The 18,944-nt window shown below is 68.3% G+C and carries 20 protein-coding genes and 1 pseudogene; 11 read left to right on the top strand and 10 right to left on the bottom strand.

The window, feature by feature from the left end; genetic code table 11:
• Both CTB96_RS19465 and CTB96_RS19460 read right to left on the bottom strand, forming a co-directional pair.
• Positions 1 to 315 (bottom strand): annotated as a pseudogene (locus tag CTB96_RS19465) (L-arabinose isomerase); the annotation flags it as partial.
• On the bottom strand, positions 315 to 1,025 hold the full coding sequence (locus tag CTB96_RS19460) for an L-ribulose-5-phosphate 4-epimerase (RefSeq protein ID WP_110128397.1): 711 nt from the start codon (positions 1,023 to 1,025) through the stop codon (positions 315 to 317). The gene CTB96_RS19460 and the pseudogene CTB96_RS19465, both read right to left, overlap by 1 nt.
• Before the next feature lie 237 nt (positions 1,026 to 1,262).
• On the opposite strand from CTB96_RS19460, the gene CTB96_RS19455 reads away from it, so the two are divergent.
• From CTB96_RS19455 to CTB96_RS19445, 3 genes are all read left to right on the top strand, one after another.
• Positions 1,263 to 2,270: a LacI family DNA-binding transcriptional regulator gene (locus tag CTB96_RS19455; RefSeq protein WP_248283464.1), complete on the top strand. Its 1,008-nt coding sequence runs from the start codon at positions 1,263 to 1,265 to the stop codon at positions 2,268 to 2,270.
• Positions 2,271 to 2,363: 93 nt separating this feature from the next.
• Complete coding sequence (locus CTB96_RS19450) at positions 2,364 to 3,323, top strand: ABC transporter ATP-binding protein (protein WP_248283463.1); 960 nt, start codon at positions 2,364 to 2,366, stop codon at positions 3,321 to 3,323.
• Entirely contained in the window at positions 3,320 to 4,171 is an 852-nt protein-coding gene (locus CTB96_RS19445; RefSeq protein ID WP_110128395.1) for an ABC transporter permease subunit, read from the top strand. Before CTB96_RS19450 ends, CTB96_RS19445 begins: the two co-directional genes overlap by 4 nt.
• Positions 4,172 to 4,196: 25 nt before the next feature.
• Here CTB96_RS19445 and CTB96_RS19440 read toward each other — a convergent pair whose 3' ends face one another.
• Positions 4,197 to 4,688 carry a glutathione peroxidase gene (locus tag CTB96_RS19440; RefSeq protein ID WP_110128394.1) on the bottom strand — a complete coding sequence of 164 codons (492 nt, stop codon included), beginning with the start codon at positions 4,686 to 4,688 and terminating at the stop codon, positions 4,197 to 4,199.
• A gap of 120 nt (positions 4,689 to 4,808) precedes the next feature.
• Here CTB96_RS19440 and CTB96_RS19435 point away from each other — a divergent pair, with 120 nt between their 5' ends.
• The 3 genes from CTB96_RS19435 (at position 4,809) to CTB96_RS19425 (ending at position 9,370) form a co-directional block, all read left to right on the top strand.
• A complete protein-coding gene (locus tag CTB96_RS19435) occupies positions 4,809 to 6,563 on the top strand; it encodes a pyruvate dehydrogenase (RefSeq protein WP_110128393.1) in 1,755 nt (584 codons plus the stop codon).
• 110 nt (positions 6,564 to 6,673) lie between these two features.
• On the top strand, positions 6,674 to 7,861 hold the full coding sequence (locus CTB96_RS19430; RefSeq protein ID WP_110128392.1) for an AI-2E family transporter: 1,188 nt from the start codon (positions 6,674 to 6,676) through the stop codon (positions 7,859 to 7,861).
• Between the two features lie 75 nt (positions 7,862 to 7,936).
• Positions 7,937 to 9,370, top strand: a complete 1,434-nt coding sequence (locus CTB96_RS19425) for a dihydrolipoyl dehydrogenase family protein (protein WP_110128391.1) — start codon at positions 7,937 to 7,939, stop codon at positions 9,368 to 9,370.
• A gap of 97 nt (positions 9,371 to 9,467) precedes the next feature.
• Here CTB96_RS19425 and CTB96_RS19420 read toward each other — a convergent pair whose 3' ends face one another.
• Entirely contained in the window at positions 9,468 to 11,933 is a 2,466-nt protein-coding gene (locus CTB96_RS19420) for a beta-glucosidase family protein (protein WP_110128390.1), read from the bottom strand.
• Between the two features lie 114 nt (positions 11,934 to 12,047).
• Between CTB96_RS19420 and CTB96_RS19415 the strand changes: the two genes are divergently transcribed.
• Together CTB96_RS19415 and CTB96_RS19410 are read left to right on the top strand one after the other, a co-directional pair.
• The gene (locus CTB96_RS19415) at positions 12,048 to 12,650 is read left to right on the top strand and encodes a TetR/AcrR family transcriptional regulator (protein WP_110128389.1); all 603 of its coding nucleotides are present in this window, start codon (positions 12,048 to 12,050) and stop codon (positions 12,648 to 12,650) included.
• Between the two features lie 88 nt (positions 12,651 to 12,738).
• Complete coding sequence (locus tag CTB96_RS19410; protein ID WP_110128388.1) at positions 12,739 to 12,978, top strand: three-helix bundle dimerization domain-containing protein; 240 nt, start codon at positions 12,739 to 12,741, stop codon at positions 12,976 to 12,978.
• A 4-nt stretch (positions 12,979 to 12,982) separates the two neighbouring features.
• Here the strand turns inward: CTB96_RS19410 and ppk2 are convergent, their stop codons facing one another.
• Positions 12,983 to 13,849 carry a polyphosphate kinase 2 gene (gene ppk2 / locus CTB96_RS19405; protein WP_248283462.1) on the bottom strand — a complete coding sequence of 289 codons (867 nt, stop codon included), beginning with the start codon at positions 13,847 to 13,849 and terminating at the stop codon, positions 12,983 to 12,985.
• 93 nt (positions 13,850 to 13,942) lie between these two features.
• Here ppk2 and CTB96_RS19400 point away from each other — a divergent pair, with 93 nt between their 5' ends.
• From CTB96_RS19400 to CTB96_RS19390, 3 genes are all read left to right on the top strand, one after another.
• The gene (locus CTB96_RS19400) at positions 13,943 to 14,332 is read left to right on the top strand and encodes a DUF6855 family protein (RefSeq protein ID WP_110128386.1); all 390 of its coding nucleotides are present in this window, start codon (positions 13,943 to 13,945) and stop codon (positions 14,330 to 14,332) included.
• 86 nt (positions 14,333 to 14,418) lie between these two features.
• Complete coding sequence (locus CTB96_RS19395) at positions 14,419 to 14,775, top strand: DUF6412 domain-containing protein (RefSeq protein WP_110128385.1); 357 nt, start codon at positions 14,419 to 14,421, stop codon at positions 14,773 to 14,775.
• A gap of 91 nt (positions 14,776 to 14,866) precedes the next feature.
• The gene (locus CTB96_RS19390; protein WP_110128384.1) at positions 14,867 to 15,664 is read left to right on the top strand and encodes a YidC/Oxa1 family membrane protein insertase; all 798 of its coding nucleotides are present in this window, start codon (positions 14,867 to 14,869) and stop codon (positions 15,662 to 15,664) included.
• A 56-nt stretch (positions 15,665 to 15,720) separates the two neighbouring features.
• Here CTB96_RS19390 and CTB96_RS19385 read toward each other — a convergent pair whose 3' ends face one another.
• The 5 genes from CTB96_RS19385 to CTB96_RS19365 form a co-directional block, all read right to left on the bottom strand.
• The gene (locus CTB96_RS19385) at positions 15,721 to 16,131 is read right to left on the bottom strand and encodes an SPW repeat domain-containing protein (RefSeq protein ID WP_110128383.1); all 411 of its coding nucleotides are present in this window, start codon (positions 16,129 to 16,131) and stop codon (positions 15,721 to 15,723) included.
• Positions 16,132 to 16,217: 86 nt separating this feature from the next.
• A complete protein-coding gene (locus tag CTB96_RS19380) occupies positions 16,218 to 17,093 on the bottom strand; it encodes an endo alpha-1,4 polygalactosaminidase (protein ID WP_110128382.1) in 876 nt (291 codons plus the stop codon).
• A 26-nt stretch (positions 17,094 to 17,119) separates the two neighbouring features.
• The gene (locus tag CTB96_RS19375) at positions 17,120 to 17,620 is read right to left on the bottom strand and encodes a CarD family transcriptional regulator (protein WP_066597804.1); all 501 of its coding nucleotides are present in this window, start codon (positions 17,618 to 17,620) and stop codon (positions 17,120 to 17,122) included.
• Between the two features lie 201 nt (positions 17,621 to 17,821).
• Positions 17,822 to 18,523 carry a potassium channel family protein gene (locus CTB96_RS19370; protein WP_110128381.1) on the bottom strand — a complete coding sequence of 234 codons (702 nt, stop codon included), beginning with the start codon at positions 18,521 to 18,523 and terminating at the stop codon, positions 17,822 to 17,824.
• A 48-nt stretch (positions 18,524 to 18,571) separates the two neighbouring features.
• Positions 18,572 to 18,925 (bottom strand): iron chaperone, encoded by a 354-nt coding sequence (locus CTB96_RS19365; RefSeq protein ID WP_110128594.1) that lies wholly within the window; start codon positions 18,923 to 18,925, stop codon positions 18,572 to 18,574.
• Positions 18,926 to 18,944 lie beyond the last annotated feature (19 nt).

The following is an 18,944-nucleotide window of genomic DNA, read 5'->3' as shown; positions in this document are numbered from 1 at the left end:
CGGCTTCGTCAGCGCGTTGAGGCCGCCGATCCACATCTTCGCCGGCGAGAACGTGTGCATCCACGCGATCAGGCCGATCACCTTGTCGTCGCTGTTCGCATCGAGCGCGGCGCGACGGATGGAGTCGGCATCCTTGAGCACGGGCTTCCAGACGATCCTGACCGGAACGTCGGTGGAGGCGCCGAGGGCGTTGGCGATCTCCTGGGACTGCTCGGCGACCTGGCGGAGGGTTTCCTCGCCGTAGAGATTCTGGCTGCCGGTGAGGAACCAGACCTCGTACTGGTCGAGGCTCGTGTTGAGTGCGGTGGGTGTCATTATTTGAGTGCTCCTTGTGGTGCTTGTCCGTAGACGTTCTGGTAGCGGTTGAAGAGGGAATCGATCGCTTCTTGCGGGATCGGGATGAGCTCCCCGCCCTGCCGGGCGAGGTGCACGGTGCGGGCGACGTCTTCGACCATCACCGCGGCCTTGACCGCGTCGCGGGCATCCTTACCGATGGTGAACGGGCCGTGGTTCTGCATCAACACGGCGCGGGAGCGGTGCCCCGTCAACGCCTCGACGATGCCCTGACCGATGGTGTCATCCCCGATGATCGCGAACCGACCCACCGGAATGGGACCACCGAACTCGTCGGCCATCGCCGTGATCACACACGGGATCTCTTCACCGCGCGCGGCCCAGGCGGTGGCGTAGGTCGAGTGCGTGTGCACCACCCCGCCCACCTCGGGCATGTTCCGGTACACGTATGCGTGCGCGGCCGTGTCGCTGGACGGCGACCGGTCAGAACCCGGCGTCTCCGGGATGACGTTGCCGTGCAGGTCGCAGAGAATCATGTTCTCCGGCGCCAGATCCGCATAGTCCACCCCACTGGGCTTGATCACGAACAGCTCCGCACCCGGCACCCGGCCCGACACATTGCCCCCGGTCCAGACGACCAAGCCATTAGCGGTCAACTCACCGTGCAACCGGGCGACGTCCTCTCGCACACTGGCGATCGCCACTTCGATTTCCGGTCCGTAGCCACTCATACGCAGTCCTTCACCTTCGTTGTCTCGCGTTCCATGATTGTCAGGCGGGTCTGGGGCACTGGTCGACGTCCTTGTCAGCTCTGCGGTGTGGTGGTCTCACGACGGCGGGTCTCGCTGTCGCTGATCGATGTTAGCGCACTATCAACGCCTCGTGTTAGCGCACTATTGTCATTCAGAACGGGAGAGAATGCGTTGATAGTGCGCTCTATCGTGGTGTGCCTGGTCTATCCTTGGGGCATGGCGACGAACCGCAGTGTGCGCATGATCGACGTGGCCAGGCTGGCCGGAGTGTCCCAGCAGACCGTGTCGCGAGTCGTCAACGGACACAGCAATGTGGGCTCCGACGTGCGGGACCGGGTGGAGCACGCGATCGCGCAGCTGCGGTACAACCGGAACGCCGCCGCGCGGGCGCTCGCGACCAACCGCTCGATGAACCTCGGTGTGCTCAGTTACTCCCTCCCGGTTCACGGCTCCACCATGGTGCTGTTCGGCGTCGCGGAGGAAGCCCGCCGCAACGGCTATGCCACGAGCCTCGTCAGCATCTCGGCTGTCGACTCCGGCAGCATCCGGGCGGCCCTCGACACCCTCGTGGCCGATTCCGTCGACGGCATCATCGTGCTGGCCCCGATGTCGGCGGCGGAACCGGTGCTCAACGGTCTGGACCTCGACGTGCCCATCGTGCGTTTCGAACAGGGCTCGCCGGGTAGCTCCCACGCGGTGTCGATGGACGACGCCCTCGGGGCTCGTCTGGCCACCCGCCACCTTCTCGACCTGGGCCACGAGAGCGTCTGGCACGTTGCCGGGCCGCCCGGCTGGATGGCTTCAGATGCGCGCCGAGCCGGCTGGTTGGCGGAGCTCTCTGCGCAGCACCGCACGGTGAACCCGGAATTCATGACGGTGGATTGGACCGTCGACTCTGGCTACGCCGCCGGGCTGGCCATTGCCGAGAACCCGGCTGTCACGGCAGTTCTGGCCGCCAACGACTCCATGGCCCTGGGCGTGATGAAGGCGCTCACCGAACGCGGCCTGGCGGTGCCGGGTGACGTCAGCGTGGTGGGTTTCGACGACATGAGCGAGGCGCGCTACTTCCAGCCCGGCCTCACCACCATCCGGCTGGACTTCAACGAAGTGGGCCGGGTGGCCGTTGACCGTCTGCTGCAGCTCATGGGTGGCGAGCCGGCCGAGTCGATTCCGGCGATCACGCCCGAGTTGATCGTGCGCGCCAGCACGGCGGCACCGCGCTGATCCTCGCCGAATTGCTGCACAGGAGTGCAGACCGGTTCAGCCGGGCCGAATGTGCTTGTGAGCGTCCCGGCACGTGCATAGGCTCCAGATGTGATGACCATGAATTCGTCCACGGGAATCGGCATCGAGGCCGTCGACCTGGTGAAGACCTTCGGCAGTACCCGAGCCCTTGACGGGGTGAGCTTCACTGTTCCCACCGGCAGCGTTTTCGGTGTGATCGGACCCAACGGCGCAGGCAAGACCACCATCATGCGGGCGTTGCTCGACCTGATCCGGCTGAGCTCCGGCCGGGCCTCCCTGCTCGGCACCGATTCCCGGAACGCCGGGCCGGAGCTGCGCCGCCGCATCGGGTATCTGCCCGGTGAACTCATCCTCGAGGGGCGCATCACCGGCCGCCGGTTGCTCCGCCACTATGCCAATATCTCCGGCCCGGTGCAGGCGGGCCGGATCGACGAGCTGGCCGACAGGCTCGGACTCGACCTCGATCGCACCGTGCGCACCCTCTCGAAGGGCAACAAGCAGAAGCTCGGCATCGTGCAGGCGTTCATGCACCAGCCCGACCTGCTCGTGCTCGACGAACCCACCAGCGGCCTGGACCCGCTCATGCAGCAGGAATTCCTCAGTCTGGTGCGGGAGGCGAGGGATGCCGGCCAGACCGTGTTCCTCTCGTCGCACGTGATCAGCGAGATTCAGCAGGTCGCCGACGAGGTGGCCATCCTTCGTGACGGTCGCATCATCACGGTATCCGGGGTCGAGGCCCTGCGGGACACCGCGATCCGGCACCTGCGGATGAGCGCCAGCGGTATCGATGTCGCCGACCTTCATGACCGGCTCTTCCCGCTCGCCGAGGTCGGCGAGCTCGAGGTGCTACCCACGGACACCGGCGCCGAGGCCACTGCCATTCTCACCGGAGCGCTCTCGCCGTTCGTGCGGGCCATCGCCAGCCTCACCCTCACCGACCTCGTCGTTGAGGAACCCGACCTCGAGGAATCCGTGCTCAGGCTCTACTCGGACGCGAACGCCCAGCCGGCACGACAAGGGCTCGGACGATGAGCGCCACGACCCAGACCGACGCCCCGGCACGTGCCGACCGGTTCGACCGCCGCACCGCGCTGCCGATCTTCACCAAGTCGCTCAGCGACGGCTGGCGTTCAGTGGTCGGCTGGTCGATCGGCTTCGCGGCCGCGCTGAGCCTGTACCTGCCGATCTTTCCCAGTATGAGCGGCAACTCGCAGATGCAGGACCTGATCGACAGCTTGCCGCCGGAGCTGACCCGCACCATCAACTATCAACAGATCGACACCGGCGCCGGCTACACCCAATCCACCTTCTTCGGCCTGATGGGATTCCTGCTGATCAGCATCGCCGCCATCAGCTGGGGCGCGGCCGCGCTCGGCGGCGACGAGGAGTCCGGCCAGCTCGAACTGACCCTCGCCCACGGCGTCACCAGGGTGCAGGTGGCCTTCGAACGGTTCGCCGCGCTGACGCTCAAGATCCTCGCGCTGGCGCTGGTGGCCTTCCTGCTGATCCTGTTCTGGAACGGCCCGGCGGGGTTGGACCTCGACATCGGAAACCTCGTCGTCACCTGCCTGATCTTCGGCGGGCTCGCGCTCGTCTGCGGCAGCGCAGCGCTTCTCTGCGGAGCCCTCGGAGGCCGCCGCATCTGGGGCATCGGCGGCGGCGCTGCGGTAGCGGTGATCGGCTATGTCTTCAACGCGATCGGCAACCAGAGCGTCGACCTGGAGTGGTTGCACAACCTGTCGCCGTATTACGCGGCGTACGGCAACGCTCCGCTGGCCAACGGTGCGGATGTCTGGACCGTGGTGCTGTTCTACGCGGCCGCGCTGGTGCTCGGCGGCCTGGCCGCCGTGACCCTGCGGCAGCGGGACGTGGGCGTCTGACGCGCCGCGCCCGGGCGGGCAGCCGTCAGGCCGCCACCGACAGGGCGCCCTCGATCGCGTCGATGATCTCCGGCGCATCGGGCACCGTCGCCGGGCGGAACCTGTGCACCTCACCGGACGGGGTGACGAGGAACTTCTCGAAGTTCCAGCCGACATCGCCGGCCACGCCGTCGGCATCCGCGGTCTCGGTCAGAAGCGCGTAGAGCGGGTGCCGGTCGGCGCCGTTCACCTCGACCTTGTCGAAGAGCGGGAAGGTCACGCCGTAGGTGGTGGAGCAGAAGTCCAGGATCTCCTCCAGGCTGCCGGGCTCCTGGCCCTTGAACTGGTTGCAGGGGAAGCCGAGCACGGTGAACCCGCGGGCCGCGTAGGTCTTCTGCAGCTCTTCGAGCGCTCCGTACTGCACGGTGAGGCCGCATTTGGAGGCCACGTTGACGATCAGCACGACCTGGTCGGCGTAATCGGCCAGGGTCACGGTCTGCCCGGAGGCATCGGTCAGGGGGATGTCGCGAAGGCTCATTCTGCAAGCTTAGGCAGCCACATGGGCGGCCGGCGAACGGCGGGTTACGGCTGACTGTGAGTTCGCTGACTGTGCAGGCTGATCTGGATTCGCGCGCGCAGCGGGGAGTTAACTGGGCCGATGGCCCAGACTGTTGCAGACCAGCTCATCGCCCAACTCGTCGATGCCGGAGTGCATCGCATCTACGGAATCGTCGGCGACAGCCTCAACCCGGTGGTCGACGCGGTGCGCCGCACCGGCGGCTCCGCCAAGGGCGGCATCGACTGGATACACGTGCGCAACGAAGAGGCTGCGGCGTTCGCTGCCGGCGCCGAGGCCCAACTCACCGGCAAACTGGCGGTCTGCGCCGGCAGTTGCGGCCCGGGCAACCTGCACTTGATCAACGGTCTGTACGACGCGCATCGCAGCGGTGCCCCGGTGCTGGCGATCGCCAGCCACATCCCCACCGGCCAGATCGGCTCGAGTTTCTTTCAGGAGACCCACCCCGACCGGCTCTTCGTGGAGTGCTCGCACTACCGCGAGCTGATTTCCTCCGCCGAACAGTCGTCGGCCGTGGTCAACGCGGCCATGCGGCACGCCCTGGCCCTGGGCGGCGTTTCGGTGGTGACCCTGCCCGGCGATGTCGCCGAACTCGATGCGGCCGGGGTCGTGCCCCGGTTCGTGCTGCCCGCCCGCCCCAGCGTGGTTCCGGCCGCAACGGATGTGGCGCTCCTGGCCGACGCCATCAACACGGCCAAGACCGTGGCCATCTTCGCCGGCGCCGGGGTCGAAGGCGCCCACGACCAGGTCATCGCGTTCGCCGACCTCGTCGCCGCTCCCGTCGGGCACAGCCTGCGCGGCAAGCAGTGGATCCAATACGACAACCCGTTCGACGTGGGCATGACCGGATTGCTCGGCTACGGGGCCGCGCACGCCGGCATCCACGACGCCGACCTGGTGCTGCTGCTCGGCACCGACTTCCCCTACGAACAGTTCCTGCCCGATGGCGACAAGGTCGTGATCGCCCAGGTCGACACCGACCCGTCGCACCTGGGCCGGCGGGCCAGCGTCAGCCACCCGGTGCACGGCGACGTCTCCGCCACCCTGACCGCGCTGACCGACCTGGTGCGGCGCAAGACCGACCGGGGCTTTCTCGACCGCACCCTGAAGAAGCACGAGAAACTGCTCTCCTCGGTCGTGGGCACCTACACGGATGTGGCCCACGGCCGGCCCATCCACCCCGAGTTCGCCGCGGCCATGCTCGACGAGCTCGCCGCGGACGACGCCATCATCACCGCAGACACCGGCATGGGCAACGTCTGGCAGGCTCGCTACCTCACCCCCAACGGCCGGCGCCGCCTGATCGGCTCATACCTGCACGGTTCGATGGCCAACGCAGTGCCGCAGGCGATCGGCGCCCAGAGCGCCTACCCCGACCGGCAGGTCGTGACCATCAGCGGCGACGGCGGCCTGGCCATGCTGCTGGGCGAACTGATCACGATCGCGGCCCAGAAGCTGCCGGTGAAGGTGGTGGTGTTCAACAACTCCACCCTCGGCCTGGTCAAGCTAGAGATGTTCGTCGACGGCTACCCCGACTTCGGCGTGGACGTGCCCGCCGTGGACTACGCCGCCGTGGCGACGGCACTCGGCTTCTTCGCGGTGCGGGTCGAAGACGCCGGCTCGCTCCGCGCGGCGATGACGTCGGCCTTCGCACACGACGGCCCGGCGCTGGTCGACATCGTGACCGACCCGCTGGCGCTGTCGCTGCCGCCGAATGTCACGGCCAAGCAGGTGAAGGGGTTCGCCCTGGCTCTGTCGAAGACCGTGCTGAACGGCGGGGTCGGCGAGGCCGTGCAGATGGCGAGATCGAACATCCGGCACCTGCCCGGGCTCTGAGCGCGCCCGGCCCCGGGGTCGGCGACCTCACCCGAAACGGGTGACGCTGGAGCGGGTGGCGGGGGAGGACACTGTGCCTCACGCTGACCGATGCGAAGCAGGGAGCCCCCATGCGGCGACGCCGACCCCATCCCACCCCCGTCCCGGCCGCATCCGGTGTGGCGCCCACCTCCCGCCCGGCCCTGGTGATGCCCCGGGGCGCGTCGATCCTGATAGGCCTGGGCGGCGCCACCGTCGCGGTCTTCGGCCTCGCCGCCATCGCCGGCATCGCGGCGCCGATCCTGCTGGCCTTGGTGCTCACTATCTGCGCCCATCCGATTCGTCGCGGTCTCGAGCGCCGCGGGGTACCCCGGGGCCTGGCCACGGGTTCGGTCGTGACCGCGGTCTTCGTGGTGTTGGCCGCGTTTGTGGCGGCGCTCGCCGTCGCCCTGGCCCAGTTCGCCGCGCTGCTGCCCCAGTTCGCGAGCCAGATCAACGACATCGCTACGACGGTGTCGGGGTGGTTGAAGAGCGTCGGCTTCGGCACGGCGCAGGTGCAAGCGATCGAAGCCAGCTTCGATCCCACCAACCTTCTCGCCTTCGCCTCCGGCCTCTTCGGCAGCATCACCAACGTGACGGTCGCCCTGGTGATCATCCTCACCATGTTGATCCTGATGGCAGCGGATGCCGGCTACCTACCTACTCTGCTCGCCCAGCTGCGGCCCACCCGGCCCACCCTCGTCGATGCCCTGGTGAACTTCGCCTCCAGCGTGCGGCGGTACATGGTGGCCACCACCCTGCTCGGCATCGTGCAAGGCGTGCTGAACGCCGTCGCGCTCGTGCTGCTCGGCGTGCCGGGCGCCTTCCTCTGGGGGCTGCTCTCCTTCCTCTGCAGTTTCATCCCCAACGTCGGCTATTTCATCGCCATCATCCCGCCAGCGGTCTTCGGATTTCTGGTGGGCGGCTGGGAGGTGGCCCTACCGGTGATCGTGATCTACGGCATCATCAACGCTGTCGTGCAATCGATCGTGCAGCCCCGAGTAGTGGGCAATGCGGTAGCCCTCAGCCAGTCCCTCACCTTCGCCTCCGTGCTGTTCTGGGCCATCGTGCTCGGCGCGATCGGCGCGATCCTGGCCATCCCGCTCACTCTCCTTGTGCGCACGGTACTGGTGGATGCCGACCCCGCCGCCGGCTGGTGGCGCCCCCTGATCGGCGACCTCGATGAGGCCAGGGTGCTGATGAAATCCGAAGATGCCCGCAAGCGCGCACAGCGGAAGTCCGGAAAGGCGAACAAGGCGGCGGCAAAACACAGCCGGTGAATCCGCCGGTCGGCGCGGCAGTTTCTCAGCCCATGGTGGAAGAGTCAGGTCTCCGTTCGCTCCCAGGAGGTTCCCATGCCCGCTGCCCCCCTCGACACCTATGACGTCCTCGTGATCGGCGCGGGGCCCGCCGGAACGGCCGCCGCGTTGCGCGCCGCCGAACTCGGCGCGCGTGTGGCCGTCGTGGAGTCCGACCGCACCGGCGGCACCTGCGTGAACACTGGCTGCGTGCCCACGAGGGCGCTCGCCAAGGCGGCCCGGCTGATGCGCGAAGTACGCACCGCCGACACCTACGGCATCGAGGCGGCGGTCACGCGCTTCGACTGGCGCACCACCGCGGCCAGGGTCACCGAATCGGTCGACCGGGTTCGGGCGATCAAACGTGAAGCCGAGCGCTTCAGTGCCGCCGGCATCGACCTCATCCTCGAGGGCCGGGCCCGGTTCGTCGACCCGCACACCGTGGTGCTCGACAGCGGGCGCCGGGTCGGCGCCGACAACATCCTGGTCTGCGTCGGTGGGCACTCCCGCCGGCTGCCCGTTCCCGGAGCGGAACTGGCCACGGTGCCCGAGCACGTGCTCACCCTGCCCGACCTGCCCGGGCGCCTCGCCGTGATCGGCGGCGGCAACACCGGCGCCCAGCTGGTCACGATCTTCAGTTCGTTCGGGTCGAGGGTGACCCTGCTCGACGTGGCGCCGCGCATCCTGATGGCGTCGGACGCCGCGGTCTCGAATGCCGTGGCCACCGCCTTTCGCGAGCAGGGCACCAGGGTGCACACCGGCATCGACACCGTCGAATCGCTCGAGAAGCTGCCGGACGGCTCGATCATCCTCACCTGGAGTGAAGCCGGGTCAGCCGTCAGCGACACGTTCGACGCTGTGATCATGGCCACCGGCTGGCCGGCGGATGTCGACGACCTCGGTCTGGCCAGCGCCGGCGTGACCACGGTGCGGTCGGCGATCCCGGTCGACCAGTACTTCCGCAGTGAGGTCTCGCACATCTTCGCCGTGGGCGACGCCAACGGCCGGGACATGCTGGTGCAGGCGGCCCAGTTCGAGGGTGAGGCCGCGGCCGAGAACGCCGTGCTCGGCACCAACCGCCGCACCCCGCACCACCTTCTGCCGGCGGGCGGCTTCACCGACCCCGACTATGCCGGTGTCGGCCTCACCGAGGCCGAGGCCCGTGCCCGCGACCCGCTCTGCGTGGTCGCCACCGTGCCGTACGCCGCCCTGGACCGGGCCGTGATCGACGACCGGGAGCGCGGCTTCCTGATGCTCATCTCCGATCGCCGCCGGGAGCTTATCCTGGGGGCGCATGCCGTGGGGGAGAACGCGATCGAGGTGGTGCAGTCGGTGACCACCGCGATCGCGGCCGGCGTGGATGTGGCCACCCTCGCCCACGTGCGGTTCGCCTACCCCACCTACAGCGCGATCATCGGGCTGGCCGCCCGTTCCCTGCTGGCCGAGGCCGCGCCCGCTGCTGCGACCGCTGCCCCCGCGCTCCTCGAGTGATCTCGCGAGAGCGGTGAAATGGTCACCTCAGCGCGTTGAGGTGACCACAGGGCCGCTCTCGCGGGTTGCCACGGGCGCGAGAGCGGGGGCGTGGTTACTAGGGGGCGAGCAGGTCGATCGTGGCGTTGAGCGGGGTGTCGGTGACCGAGGTGCCTACGTGTACTGCGAAGGTTCCGGCCTCGTACTGCCAGCCCTCGTCCCAGTTCGCGAACGCCCGGGCGGGCAGGGCCAGTTCGACCAGCGCGGAGGCGCCGGCATCCAGCTGAACAGCGGCGAAGCCGGCCAACCAGCGCACCGGGCGGTCGATCGTGCTGTCGGTGCGGCTCAGGTAGACCTGCACCACCTGCTTGCCGGCGCGGTCGCCGCTGTTGGTCACCGTCAGGCTCAACCATCCGTCGGTCTCGGCCGAGACGTTCGGCGAGACCGTGAGGTCGGCCAGCTCCCACCCGGTGTAGCCGAGGCCGTGTCCGAACTCGAAGGCCGGCTCGGTGCCGGCCTTGAGCCAGGCCCGGTAGCCGATGTGGATGCCCTCGTCGTAGCGCAGCACGCCGTCCTTCGGGGTGACGTCGAGAACCGGCACATCGGTCAGTTCCTTCGGCCAGGTGGTGGGCAGGCGGCCACCGGGCTCGGCCTGGCCGAAGAGCATGTCGGCCAGGGCGTTGCCGTATTCCTGCCCGCCGAAGTAGCTGAGCAGAATGGCCTGCACCTCGTCCCGCCACGGCAACAGAACGGGTGAACCGGAGTTGACGATCACGATGGTGCGCGGGTTGGCGGCGACCACGGCACGCACCAGCTCGTCCTGACGGCCCGGCAGGTCGAGGTCGCTGCGGTCGAAGCCCTCGGACTCCACCTGGGCGTTCGTTCCCACCACGACGATCGCGACGTCCGCGGCGCAAGCGGCCGCGACGGCCTCGGCGAGCAAGCCCTCCGGGTTGGAGTCGTCGGCTTCGAGGCCGACGGTGATGCCGAAGACCCCGGCCATGGCCTTGTCGCGGGAGTCCAGGTCGAAGGCCACCGCGAGCTCGAGCGGTTCGCCGGCCACGGCCTCGATGGCGGTGACCACCGACGGTGGCGACATCAGGTTGGCGCCGAGATCTCCGCCGATCGAGAGGCCCTCGCCCTCGTGAACGACCACGCCGCCCACCAGGATGCGGCCGATTCCGACGCCGGCGAACCCGAACGGCACGGTGCCGGATTCGGTCGGGGTCCAGGTCATCGACAGCTCGATGAGGTGCGCGCTTTCGATCGGCGCGTCACCGCCGAAGTAGGTGAGCGCAGTCGCGAGACGGTCCTCGCGGAAGAGCTCGACGCCCTCCGCGTCGAGGAAGCGCACCAGCATGCCGGCTGTGCCGGTCGACGGGTTGACGATGTCGCTCAGAGGCAGCTCGGCGATGCCCTTCTGCACCACGGCACCCACCGAGTAGGACACCGAGGCGTGCGGTAGGGCCGCGCGAATGCCCTCCAGCGGGGTGACGATCTTCTCGGGCAGCACGGTGGCACTGCCGCCGCCCTGGGTGCGGGCATGCAGCGCGTTGTGGCCGATCACGGCGACGGTGCCGAGTGCATCCGCTGCCAGCGGCAGGGTCTGGTCGACGTTTCGGAGCAGCACGCTGCCGGCGGCCGAGGCCTCGCGGGCGAAGCTGATGCCGTCTTCGACGGTCACGGGCGCGGGCTGCACGGCATCGAACCCCGCCAGCGCGCCCACCCGGGCGGCCAGGCGCAGGATGCGCAGCACCTTGCGGTCGATGTCGGCGACAGCGACCTCGCCGGCCTGCACGGCGGCCACGAGCTTGGCGCCCCAGAACCCGTCTGGGCCGGGCATCTCGAGGTCCTGCGAGGCCGTCGCGGCGTTCGTGCTGCGCACGCCGGTCCAGTCGCTCACCACGACGCCGTCGAAGCCCCACTCGGAGTTGAGCGGGGTCTCCAGCAGGTCGTTCTCGGTGGCGGTGACGCCGTTGATGGAGTTGTAGGAGCTCATCACGAGCCAGGCGTGTGACTCCGTGACGGCCTTTTCGAACGCGAGCAGGTAGAGCTCGCGCAGGGCGCGGTCGCTCACCTCCGTGCTCGCGGTGAAGCGTTCCGTCTCATAGTCGTTGGCGATGTAGTGCTTGGGAGTGGCGCCGACCCCATTGTCCTGCACGCCCTGCACATAGGCCGCGGCCAGCTCGGCGGTGAGGTGCGGGTCTTCGCTGAAGGCCTCGAAGTGCCGTCCGCCGAGCGGCGAGCGATGCAGGTTGATGGTCGGGCCGAGCACTACGTCCACGCTCTTGCGCCGGGCCTCAACGGCCGACATCGCGCCGTACCTGGCGGCCATCTCGCCATCCCAGGTGGAGGACAGGGCCGTGCCGGAGGGCAGGTTGAGCGAAGGTGAACGCTCGTCCCAGACCTCGCCGCGCACCCCGCTGGGCCCGTCGGAGACGAGCATGCGACGCAGCCCGATCTTCTCGATCGGCCAGGTGGTCCAGAAGTCGCGACCGGTGAGCAGCTGCACCTTCTCCTCCAGGCTGAGCTGGTCGATCAGGGCGGTGAGGCGAGCGGTGTCGGCTGCGTCGGTGAAAGGCATGGGTGTGTCGGTCCTTCGTGAGACAAACGGATGATGGGCTAGCGGGGCCAGCCTAACAGCGAAACCTACCCATGGTAGGTTTTCTCGGATGACTCTCAAAGGTAGGGTGGCGACATGAGCATCGATGCCCCGGCACGCCGGTACGCCAAGGGCGAAGCCAAGCGCAGGGCGATCCTCGACGCGGCGCTCGCCGTGGTGGCGAAGCACGGGTATCGCAACTCCTCGCTGCAGGAGATCGCGGATGCGGTCGGCCTCACCAAGGCCGGCGTACTGCACTATTTCGACTCCCGCGAGGAACTCATGGCCGAGGTGGTGAGCGAACGCGACGCCCACGACCGGGCCAGGGTCGACGGCCTCGAGCCCGACCAGCTGGGCACGCTCAGCCGCATCATCGAGCACAACGGCACCGTGCCCGGACTGGTGCAGCTCTACTCCCGGCTGGTGGTCGAAGCCGAGGCGCCCGAGCATCCGGCCCACGGCTACGTGCGGGAGCGGTACGCCCTGATCGTCGAGACCCTGGCCGACAGCGTGCGCGCGCGGCAGAGGGAAGGCTCGGTGCGCGCCGACATCGACCCGATGGTGGTGGCCCGGGCCGCGACCGCGCTCAGCGACGGCCTGCAACTGCAGTGGCTGCACGACCAGACCCTCGATATGAGCGGGGTCTTCGACGCCGCTCTCGAACTCATGCTCGGCGCCGCGCCCCGCACTGAGTCCTAAGTGTTCCCCGTGCACGTCCGTGCAGGTCAGGCCGGCACGGCGGGCCCTCAGAGTTGACCATCCGCCCGGCCGGACGCAGACTGAAGTCGTGGACACTGCAGAACGTCAAGACCATGAAGACCAGGCTGTCGGCCATGTCATCGACAGGCTGGCCGAAAAGTTTCCCGACCGACCCCGCTCCGTGATCGAGCATGTGGTTTCGGAAGAACGCCATCTGCTCGACGACAAACCGCTTCGGGACTACATTCCCGTGCTCATCGAACACGGCGCCAAGAACCGGCTGCGCACGGCGGCCCGGCTGGGCGCGCAGCCCGTTCAGGCGCAGTAGCCGCTCAAGCCTTACCTTTGCCCTTGGCCTTCCCGACGCTTTTCGCCGCGGCGAGTTCGGTGATGCGCGCCGCATGGTCGGGCACGGGCCGGTTGAGTTCGCGCGGAGGACGCTCGTAGTCGGAGGCCGGCGGCCGGTGCGGGATATGCACCACGGGCGGCTCCATGTGCTCGTAGGGCACGAGCGAGAGGAAGTGGTTGATCATGTTGAGCCGCGCGGCGCGTTTGTCCTCGCTCTCTACCACCCACCACGGCGCCTCGGCGATGTCGGTGTGCACGAACATCTCGTCTTTGGCCTTGGAATAGTCCACCCATTTCGTGATCGACAACACGTCGGTCTCCGAGAGCTTCCAGCGTCGCATCGGATCCTGCTGCCGTGACCTGAAGCGCGCTTCCTGCTCGGTGTCGGACACCGAGAACCAGTACTTGATCAGCAGGATGCCGTCTTCGACCAGCATCCGTTCGAACAGGGGTGCCTGGTGCAGAAAACGCCGGTATTCGTCGGGGGTGCAGTAGCCCATCACCTTTTCGACGCCGGCCCGGTTGTACCAGGAGCGGTCCATGAGCACGATCTCGCCCGCCGTCGGCAGGTTCTTGATGTAGCGCTGGAAGTACCACTGGCCGCGCTCGCGTTCGGTGGGGATGGGCAGGGCCACCACCCGGGCGATGCGCGGGTTGAGGTACTCGGTGACCCGCTTGATCGCCGATCCCTTGCCGGCAGCGTCGCGGCCCTCGAAGATCACCACGATCCGGGCGCCGGACTCCCGCACCCACTCCTGCATCGTGACGAGTTCGGCCTGCAGCCGGCGCAACTCGTCTTCGTAGAGTGACTTCTTCATCCGCGGCGTCGCAATGGGGGTCTTCTTCGACATCAACGCACTCCAATCCGGTGGTTCGTGTGCGCTCAGCGTACCCGGCAGGTCGCGCCCATGGCGGTGACGAGCCGGACTGCCTAGGCTGAGCCCATGAGCGACGGCACCGTCTCCACCCCCTGGCAGCTTCGTACTGCCCCCGGCACCTCCGAATACACGATGTACCGCGAGGGCGACGAACTCGTCTGCCAGGTCGGTTCGACCACGCTGAAGTACCGGGCGAGCGCCATCGAGGACCTGCACGCCTGGCTGGTCGAGCAGGGTGATTGGGTGCCCCTCGGCGCCAGCGACGAGCAGAAGCCCGCCCCCGACGGTTCCGTTGAGGCTTGGGGGCGCTCGGAGGGCAACCCGGTGGGCGGCTGGTACGGCCTGCGCAAGGGCTACCGGGGCCGGTTCGGCATGTACCTGCCGCCGCTCCTCGAACATCTCGGCTTGGCCGAACTCACCCATGAGAAGCGCAACAACTCGGTCCGGGCGCTCTGACTCTCTTTCGACTGCGCACGTCTGGCTGAGCTCTTCAGGCGGGCCGGACTATGCTGGCCGAATCGACTGAACGGGAGGAGACTCGGATGCGCGCACGACTGCCGCTGGCTATTCCGGCGTCGCCGACCGCCCGACTGTCGGTCGCGCTGGGGCTCGGCACCCTCTCCCTCGGAGCCGTATCGGTCTGGGCGACGTCGATCAGCGGACGCGGTTTCGGCGAGGTGCTCGCACTCGTCGCGCTGTTCACCCTCTGCGCCTCGGCCGTCGCCGTGACGGGTGCCGCCCAGCAGGTGCTCGCCATCCTGGTGATGGTGCTCACGGGCTCTCCCACTCCGGTGGCCCGGGCCTACCCTGAGCTGGCCTCGCAGGTCGGGCAAAGCGTTCCGGATGCCCCGGGCAAGCCCCAGCCCCGCGCGCCCGGGCGCGCCCTCCCGGTCGCCTAGGGATCCCTTTTCGCGCCGCACCCGCCGGGTGCCGCCAGCCCTGTCGCGACCATACGGTTCCTTTTTCCGTATTCCGACCGGGAGTCTCTCCATGAATTTCTATGCCTTCGGCCCCATTGCGGCCGTGCTCGACGCGGCCTACGCCGTTCTGCACAACCTCACCCTGTTCCTCACGCCCGTCGCCGCGGCCGACGCGGCGGCCCTGGCGATCGTGGTGATCACCCTGGCGCTGCGCCTCGTTCTCATTCCGGTGGGCGTCTCGCAGGCCCGCGCCCAGCAGGTGCGCCAACGCCTCGCTCCACGACTGGCGGAGCTCCGCCGCCTGCACGGCAAGAACCCGGAACGCCTGCAGCGCGAGACGGCGGCGCTGTACGCGGCCGAGAACGCCTCGCCGCTGGCCGGATGCCTGCCGCTGCTCATCCAGGCGCCCGTTCTCTCGATCGTGTACGGCCTGTTTGTGCTCCCGACGATCAACGGCCACGACAATGCATTGCTGGCCGGCGGGGTGCTCGGCAGCCCACTGGGCACCAGCATCCTGGCCGGCTGGGGCGCCGGGCCGACCGTGCCGGTGCTGCTGGTCGGAGTCGGCCTCCTCGCCGTTTTGCTGGTGGCGCAACTGCTCAGCCGGCAGCTGATGCTGGCCCAGACCGCGGCAACGACCGGGCTGCCGGCGACAGCACCATCGGCGCAGGCGGCGCCACCCGCCGCAGCCGCGCTCTCCCCGGCCGCGCAGGCCACCATGACCGGAGTGCTCAGCTGGCTGCCGCTGATCAGCGTGGTCTTTGCGGCCTTCGTGCCGCTGGCCGCCGCGGTCTACCTCACCGTCAGCGCAGTGTGGAGCGTCGCCGAGCGCGCCTTGCTCTGGCGGCTGATGCGCCCCGCGAGATGAGAACGACCGCCCCGGGAGAACCGGGGCGGTCGTCTGGTGAAGCGTGGTGCCGAGGATCAGGCGACGCTGCCGGCGTGCGCCTTGGCGGAGCGGTTGCCGGTGACGCTGGCGCCGGGCTGGCTCTTGGAGCAGAGCACGACCAAGATCACGGCGACACCGACAGCGATGTGCGGCACCCAGGCGTTCGGCGCCTCGTCGGCGAAACCGAACAGGAACGGCGAGGCGATCAGGAAGACCGAGGCCAGCACGTCGAAGACAAGGTGCACGGGCATGCCGATGACCTTGACCAGGCCCAGTTCGTAGCGGGTCAGCAGGCTGTAGAGAATGAGGCCGACGCCGAGGACGCGGGGGATGATCACGGCCGCGCCGCCGACCTCTTCGAACATGAAGATGGTGGGGGCGAGGATGAGGGCGATGGCGACGACGTAGTCGAGAACGGCGTGGACCTTGGTGGGAATGAACCGCATGGGGAGCTCCTGGTGGTTGACCGGAGGCCGGATCGCCTCACAGCACTAGTTCGCCACCCTCGTGCAGACGGATTGGTCCGGCCGCCTCAGCAGCGCTCGTAGACGTACTCCGCCGAGTCCGGAGTCACGAGGTCCCGGTCGCGCAGAATCATCGACAGCGGACGATCCGGCACCGCGCAGGCCGCGGCAAAGTCGTCCCGCAGGTCGTCGGCGTATTCGATCGCCAGCACCTGGTCGCCGTAGGCCGCGGTGTACAGCCCGCATTCTTCCCACCGGTCGCACTCCTCGGCCACGGCGAAGTCGAACGTGCCTGCCAGCGCCGCGGCCAGGTCGGCGGCGTTCTTCTGCCCGATCGCGAGGCCCGCCGTGTGCGCGCCGTCGACCAGCAGGGTGGCGAGGGCCACATTGTCCTCGGCCGTGAGCAGGCCGGCCGAGCGGGTGTACGAGTCGAGGTTGTCGATCTCCACCGCGTTGAAGCCATCGGCGGCGCAGCCGGTGATCTGCGGCAGGAGCAGGGCGGCGATGCCGGCCCGATTATCGGCCGTGCTCGTGTCGAAGAGCAACTCGTCCGGCCAGTTCTCGTCACGAACCGGCGTGCCGCGGGCCGTGAGAATCAGCTCGGGGGAGTCGGCGAGCAGCCGCTCGGTGTCAGCCGGTTGGGTCTGGAAGCCGTTGAGGTAGCAGATCGAATACACCCCATCGGCGGGAGCCTCGGTGCTGTCCCGGGCGACCATGTCGACCCCGGCCGGCGGGTCGTAGGCACCGCCGAGTTGGTAGTCCAGTCCGCCACCCACCGGCGGCAGGGTGAGCGCGGACGAATCCGCGGAGGTGTCTGTGGGCGCCCCGGCGGCGCAGCCGGCTGCGGCCAGGCTCAACAGAACGGCGGATGCGAGCAGTCGCGCGGCCGGGAAACGTCGCCCGGACAACGAAACGCGTCGCCGGGCGACCTGGTGATGGCTCATCCGGCGACGCGTGTGCAGTGGAACTGTTAAGCGACTTCGGCGACGCTGGCGTTCAGCACGTCGTCGAGGGTCACGAAGGCTTCTTCTTCGGTGGACTTCTGCGCGAGCGCGAGCTCGGAGACGAGAACCTGGCGGGCCTTGATGAGCATCCGCTTCTCACCGGCGGACACGCCGGAGATGCGGTCGCGGCGCCACAGGTCGCGAACGACCTCGCTGACGCGGTAGACGCTGCCGCTGCCCATCTTCTCGGTGTTTGCCTTGTACCGACGCGACCAGTTGCTCGGCTCTTCTTCGACGTCGCTGCGGAGCACGTCGAAGACGGCCTCGACACCGGCGGCGTCGATGACGTCGCGAACGCCGACGAGCTCGGCGTTGTCGATCGGCAGGTTGATGGCCAAGTCACTCTGGTGCACGGTGAGCGTGATGTAGCGCTTCTCTACGCCCTTGATCGTGCGGGTCTCGACCGCGGTGATCGTTGCTGCGCCGTGGTGGGGATAGACGACGGTCTCGCCGACTTCGAAAATCATCTGATGCAGCCTCATAATTCGTTGAGCGTGGTTGACGTATCACCCGGATGCCTGCGCGGGGCGCAGACATGCTTCACCGCGGTGCTGCGACAGTCGATTCGACGCACCCAGGACAGTTCACTGGATACAACACGCAACTGAAAATGGCACAGCGGTTCGTTCAGGGTATCCAAAGAGTGTATCATTCCCGCCCCGCTGGCCCTATTCGTCGGCGGGATCACCTGCGGCCTGCCGGTCGCGCTTCTTTTCGAGGGCATCCACCCGCTGCACGATCCAGGATGACAGCGTGGCGGTGACCAGGCCGAGCACCGCGACGCCGCCGAGCATGAGCACGCAGGCGATGACTCGGCCGCGCAGGGTGAGCGGCGTGAAGTCGCCGTAGCCGACCGTGGTGATGGTGACGAACGACCACCAGATCGCATCGCCAAAGCTGGTGATGTTGGCGTCGGGGTCGCTGCTCTCGGCATCGAGCACCGCAAGCGCGGCGATGTAGGTGACCAGCACGGCGGCCCCCGAGAGGTAGACCAGGACCGCAGCCCGGAACGCGGTGCCAGCGGAGTGGGCGAAGACCCGACTCTTGGCCACCACCCGCAGGAGCCGCAACGGCCGTAAGAGCGGGACCAGTACGACCAGCAACTCGAACGGATGACGCTGGACCCAGTACCAGTGTCGGTTGGCGAGCATCACCTCGACGAGGTAACTCAGCGGGAACAGCGCCCAGCTGACCAGGATCAGCACGCCGAGCCAGAGGTCGGTGAAGGTGTCGACCTGCGCGATCACCTTCCACGAATAGGCGATCAGGAAGACCAGCGCGGCGACGTCGAGCGGCACGTCCACGACCTGCTGCCAGCGCGCCAGACGCTCCCCGCCCGGGTCCGCCTGCCGCTCACCCGTCGCAGCCATGCGGGCATCCTGCCACTATGGTGCGCCGGCGCCAATGCCGCTGGGGCGCTACCCCGCGCGCAACCCGACCAGGACGGCCGTCACCCGCTCGATCAGGTCGTAGGGCACCGGCTTCGCCAGCGAGAACTGCACGGTGTCCTTCGCTGCCCGGTAGGGCGCCACCTCGGCTTCGAGGTCGGGGTCGAGCCCGGGGATCGAGTACAGGGCCACGTGCCGCTTCCAGCCGGCGAAGTACACCACGAGGTGGCCGCCCAGCGACACCGTCGGCATGCCGTAACTGATCGATTCGGTGGCACCGGGCGCCCCCGCCAGGATCGACTGCCGGATGCCGGTCAGCACCGGCTGCACCTCGGCGGGAAACGAGGCGATGTACGCATCCACGGTGTCGGGTTGTTCGGCCATCAGGATCCTCCATCGGTTC

The organism is Cryobacterium arcticum (assembly GCF_003185895.1).
Classification (GTDB): domain Bacteria; phylum Actinomycetota; class Actinomycetes; order Actinomycetales; family Microbacteriaceae; genus Cryobacterium; species Cryobacterium arcticum.
The sequence above is the reverse complement of the archived record's forward strand: the minus strand, read 5'-3'. Positions and strand labels throughout refer to the sequence as shown.

Excerpts from the sequence above, each read along its gene's own strand:
- CTB96_RS19435 (WP_110128393.1), top strand. The coding sequence starts at position 4,809 with ATGGCCCAGACTGTTGCAGACCAGCTCATCGCCCAACTCGTCGATGCC.
- CTB96_RS19400 (WP_110128386.1), top strand. The coding sequence starts at position 13,943 with ATGAGCGACGGCACCGTCTCCACCCCCTGGCAGCTTCGTACTGCCCCC.
- CTB96_RS19395 (WP_110128385.1), top strand. The coding sequence starts at position 14,419 with ATGCGCGCACGACTGCCGCTGGCTATTCCGGCGTCGCCGACCGCCCGA.
- CTB96_RS19380 (WP_110128382.1), bottom strand. The coding sequence starts at position 17,093 with ATGAGCCATCACCAGGTCGCCCGGCGACGCGTTTCGTTGTCCGGGCGA.
- CTB96_RS19445 (WP_110128395.1), top strand. The coding sequence starts at position 3,320 with ATGAGCGCCACGACCCAGACCGACGCCCCGGCACGTGCCGACCGGTTC.
- CTB96_RS19415 (WP_110128389.1), top strand. The coding sequence starts at position 12,048 with ATGAGCATCGATGCCCCGGCACGCCGGTACGCCAAGGGCGAAGCCAAG.
- CTB96_RS19455 (WP_248283464.1), top strand. The coding sequence starts at position 1,263 with ATGGCGACGAACCGCAGTGTGCGCATGATCGACGTGGCCAGGCTGGCC.
- CTB96_RS19385 (WP_110128383.1), bottom strand. The coding sequence starts at position 16,131 with ATGCGGTTCATTCCCACCAAGGTCCACGCCGTTCTCGACTACGTCGTC.
- ppk2 (WP_248283462.1), bottom strand. The coding sequence starts at position 13,849 with ATGTCGAAGAAGACCCCCATTGCGACGCCGCGGATGAAGAAGTCACTC.
- CTB96_RS19430 (WP_110128392.1), top strand. The coding sequence starts at position 6,674 with ATGCGGCGACGCCGACCCCATCCCACCCCCGTCCCGGCCGCATCCGGT.
- CTB96_RS19425 (WP_110128391.1), top strand. The coding sequence starts at position 7,937 with ATGCCCGCTGCCCCCCTCGACACCTATGACGTCCTCGTGATCGGCGCG.
- CTB96_RS19460 (WP_110128397.1), bottom strand. The coding sequence starts at position 1,025 with ATGAGTGGCTACGGACCGGAAATCGAAGTGGCGATCGCCAGTGTGCGA.
- CTB96_RS19375 (WP_066597804.1), bottom strand. The coding sequence starts at position 17,620 with ATGATTTTCGAAGTCGGCGAGACCGTCGTCTATCCCCACCACGGCGCA.
- CTB96_RS19420 (WP_110128390.1), bottom strand. The coding sequence starts at position 11,933 with ATGCCTTTCACCGACGCAGCCGACACCGCTCGCCTCACCGCCCTGATC.
- CTB96_RS19440 (WP_110128394.1), bottom strand. The coding sequence starts at position 4,688 with ATGAGCCTTCGCGACATCCCCCTGACCGATGCCTCCGGGCAGACCGTG.
- CTB96_RS19390 (WP_110128384.1), top strand. The coding sequence starts at position 14,867 with ATGAATTTCTATGCCTTCGGCCCCATTGCGGCCGTGCTCGACGCGGCC.
- CTB96_RS19450 (WP_248283463.1), top strand. The coding sequence starts at position 2,364 with ATGACCATGAATTCGTCCACGGGAATCGGCATCGAGGCCGTCGACCTG.
- CTB96_RS19365 (WP_110128594.1), bottom strand. The coding sequence starts at position 18,925 with ATGGCCGAACAACCCGACACCGTGGATGCGTACATCGCCTCGTTTCCC.
- CTB96_RS19370 (WP_110128381.1), bottom strand. The coding sequence starts at position 18,523 with ATGGCTGCGACGGGTGAGCGGCAGGCGGACCCGGGCGGGGAGCGTCTG.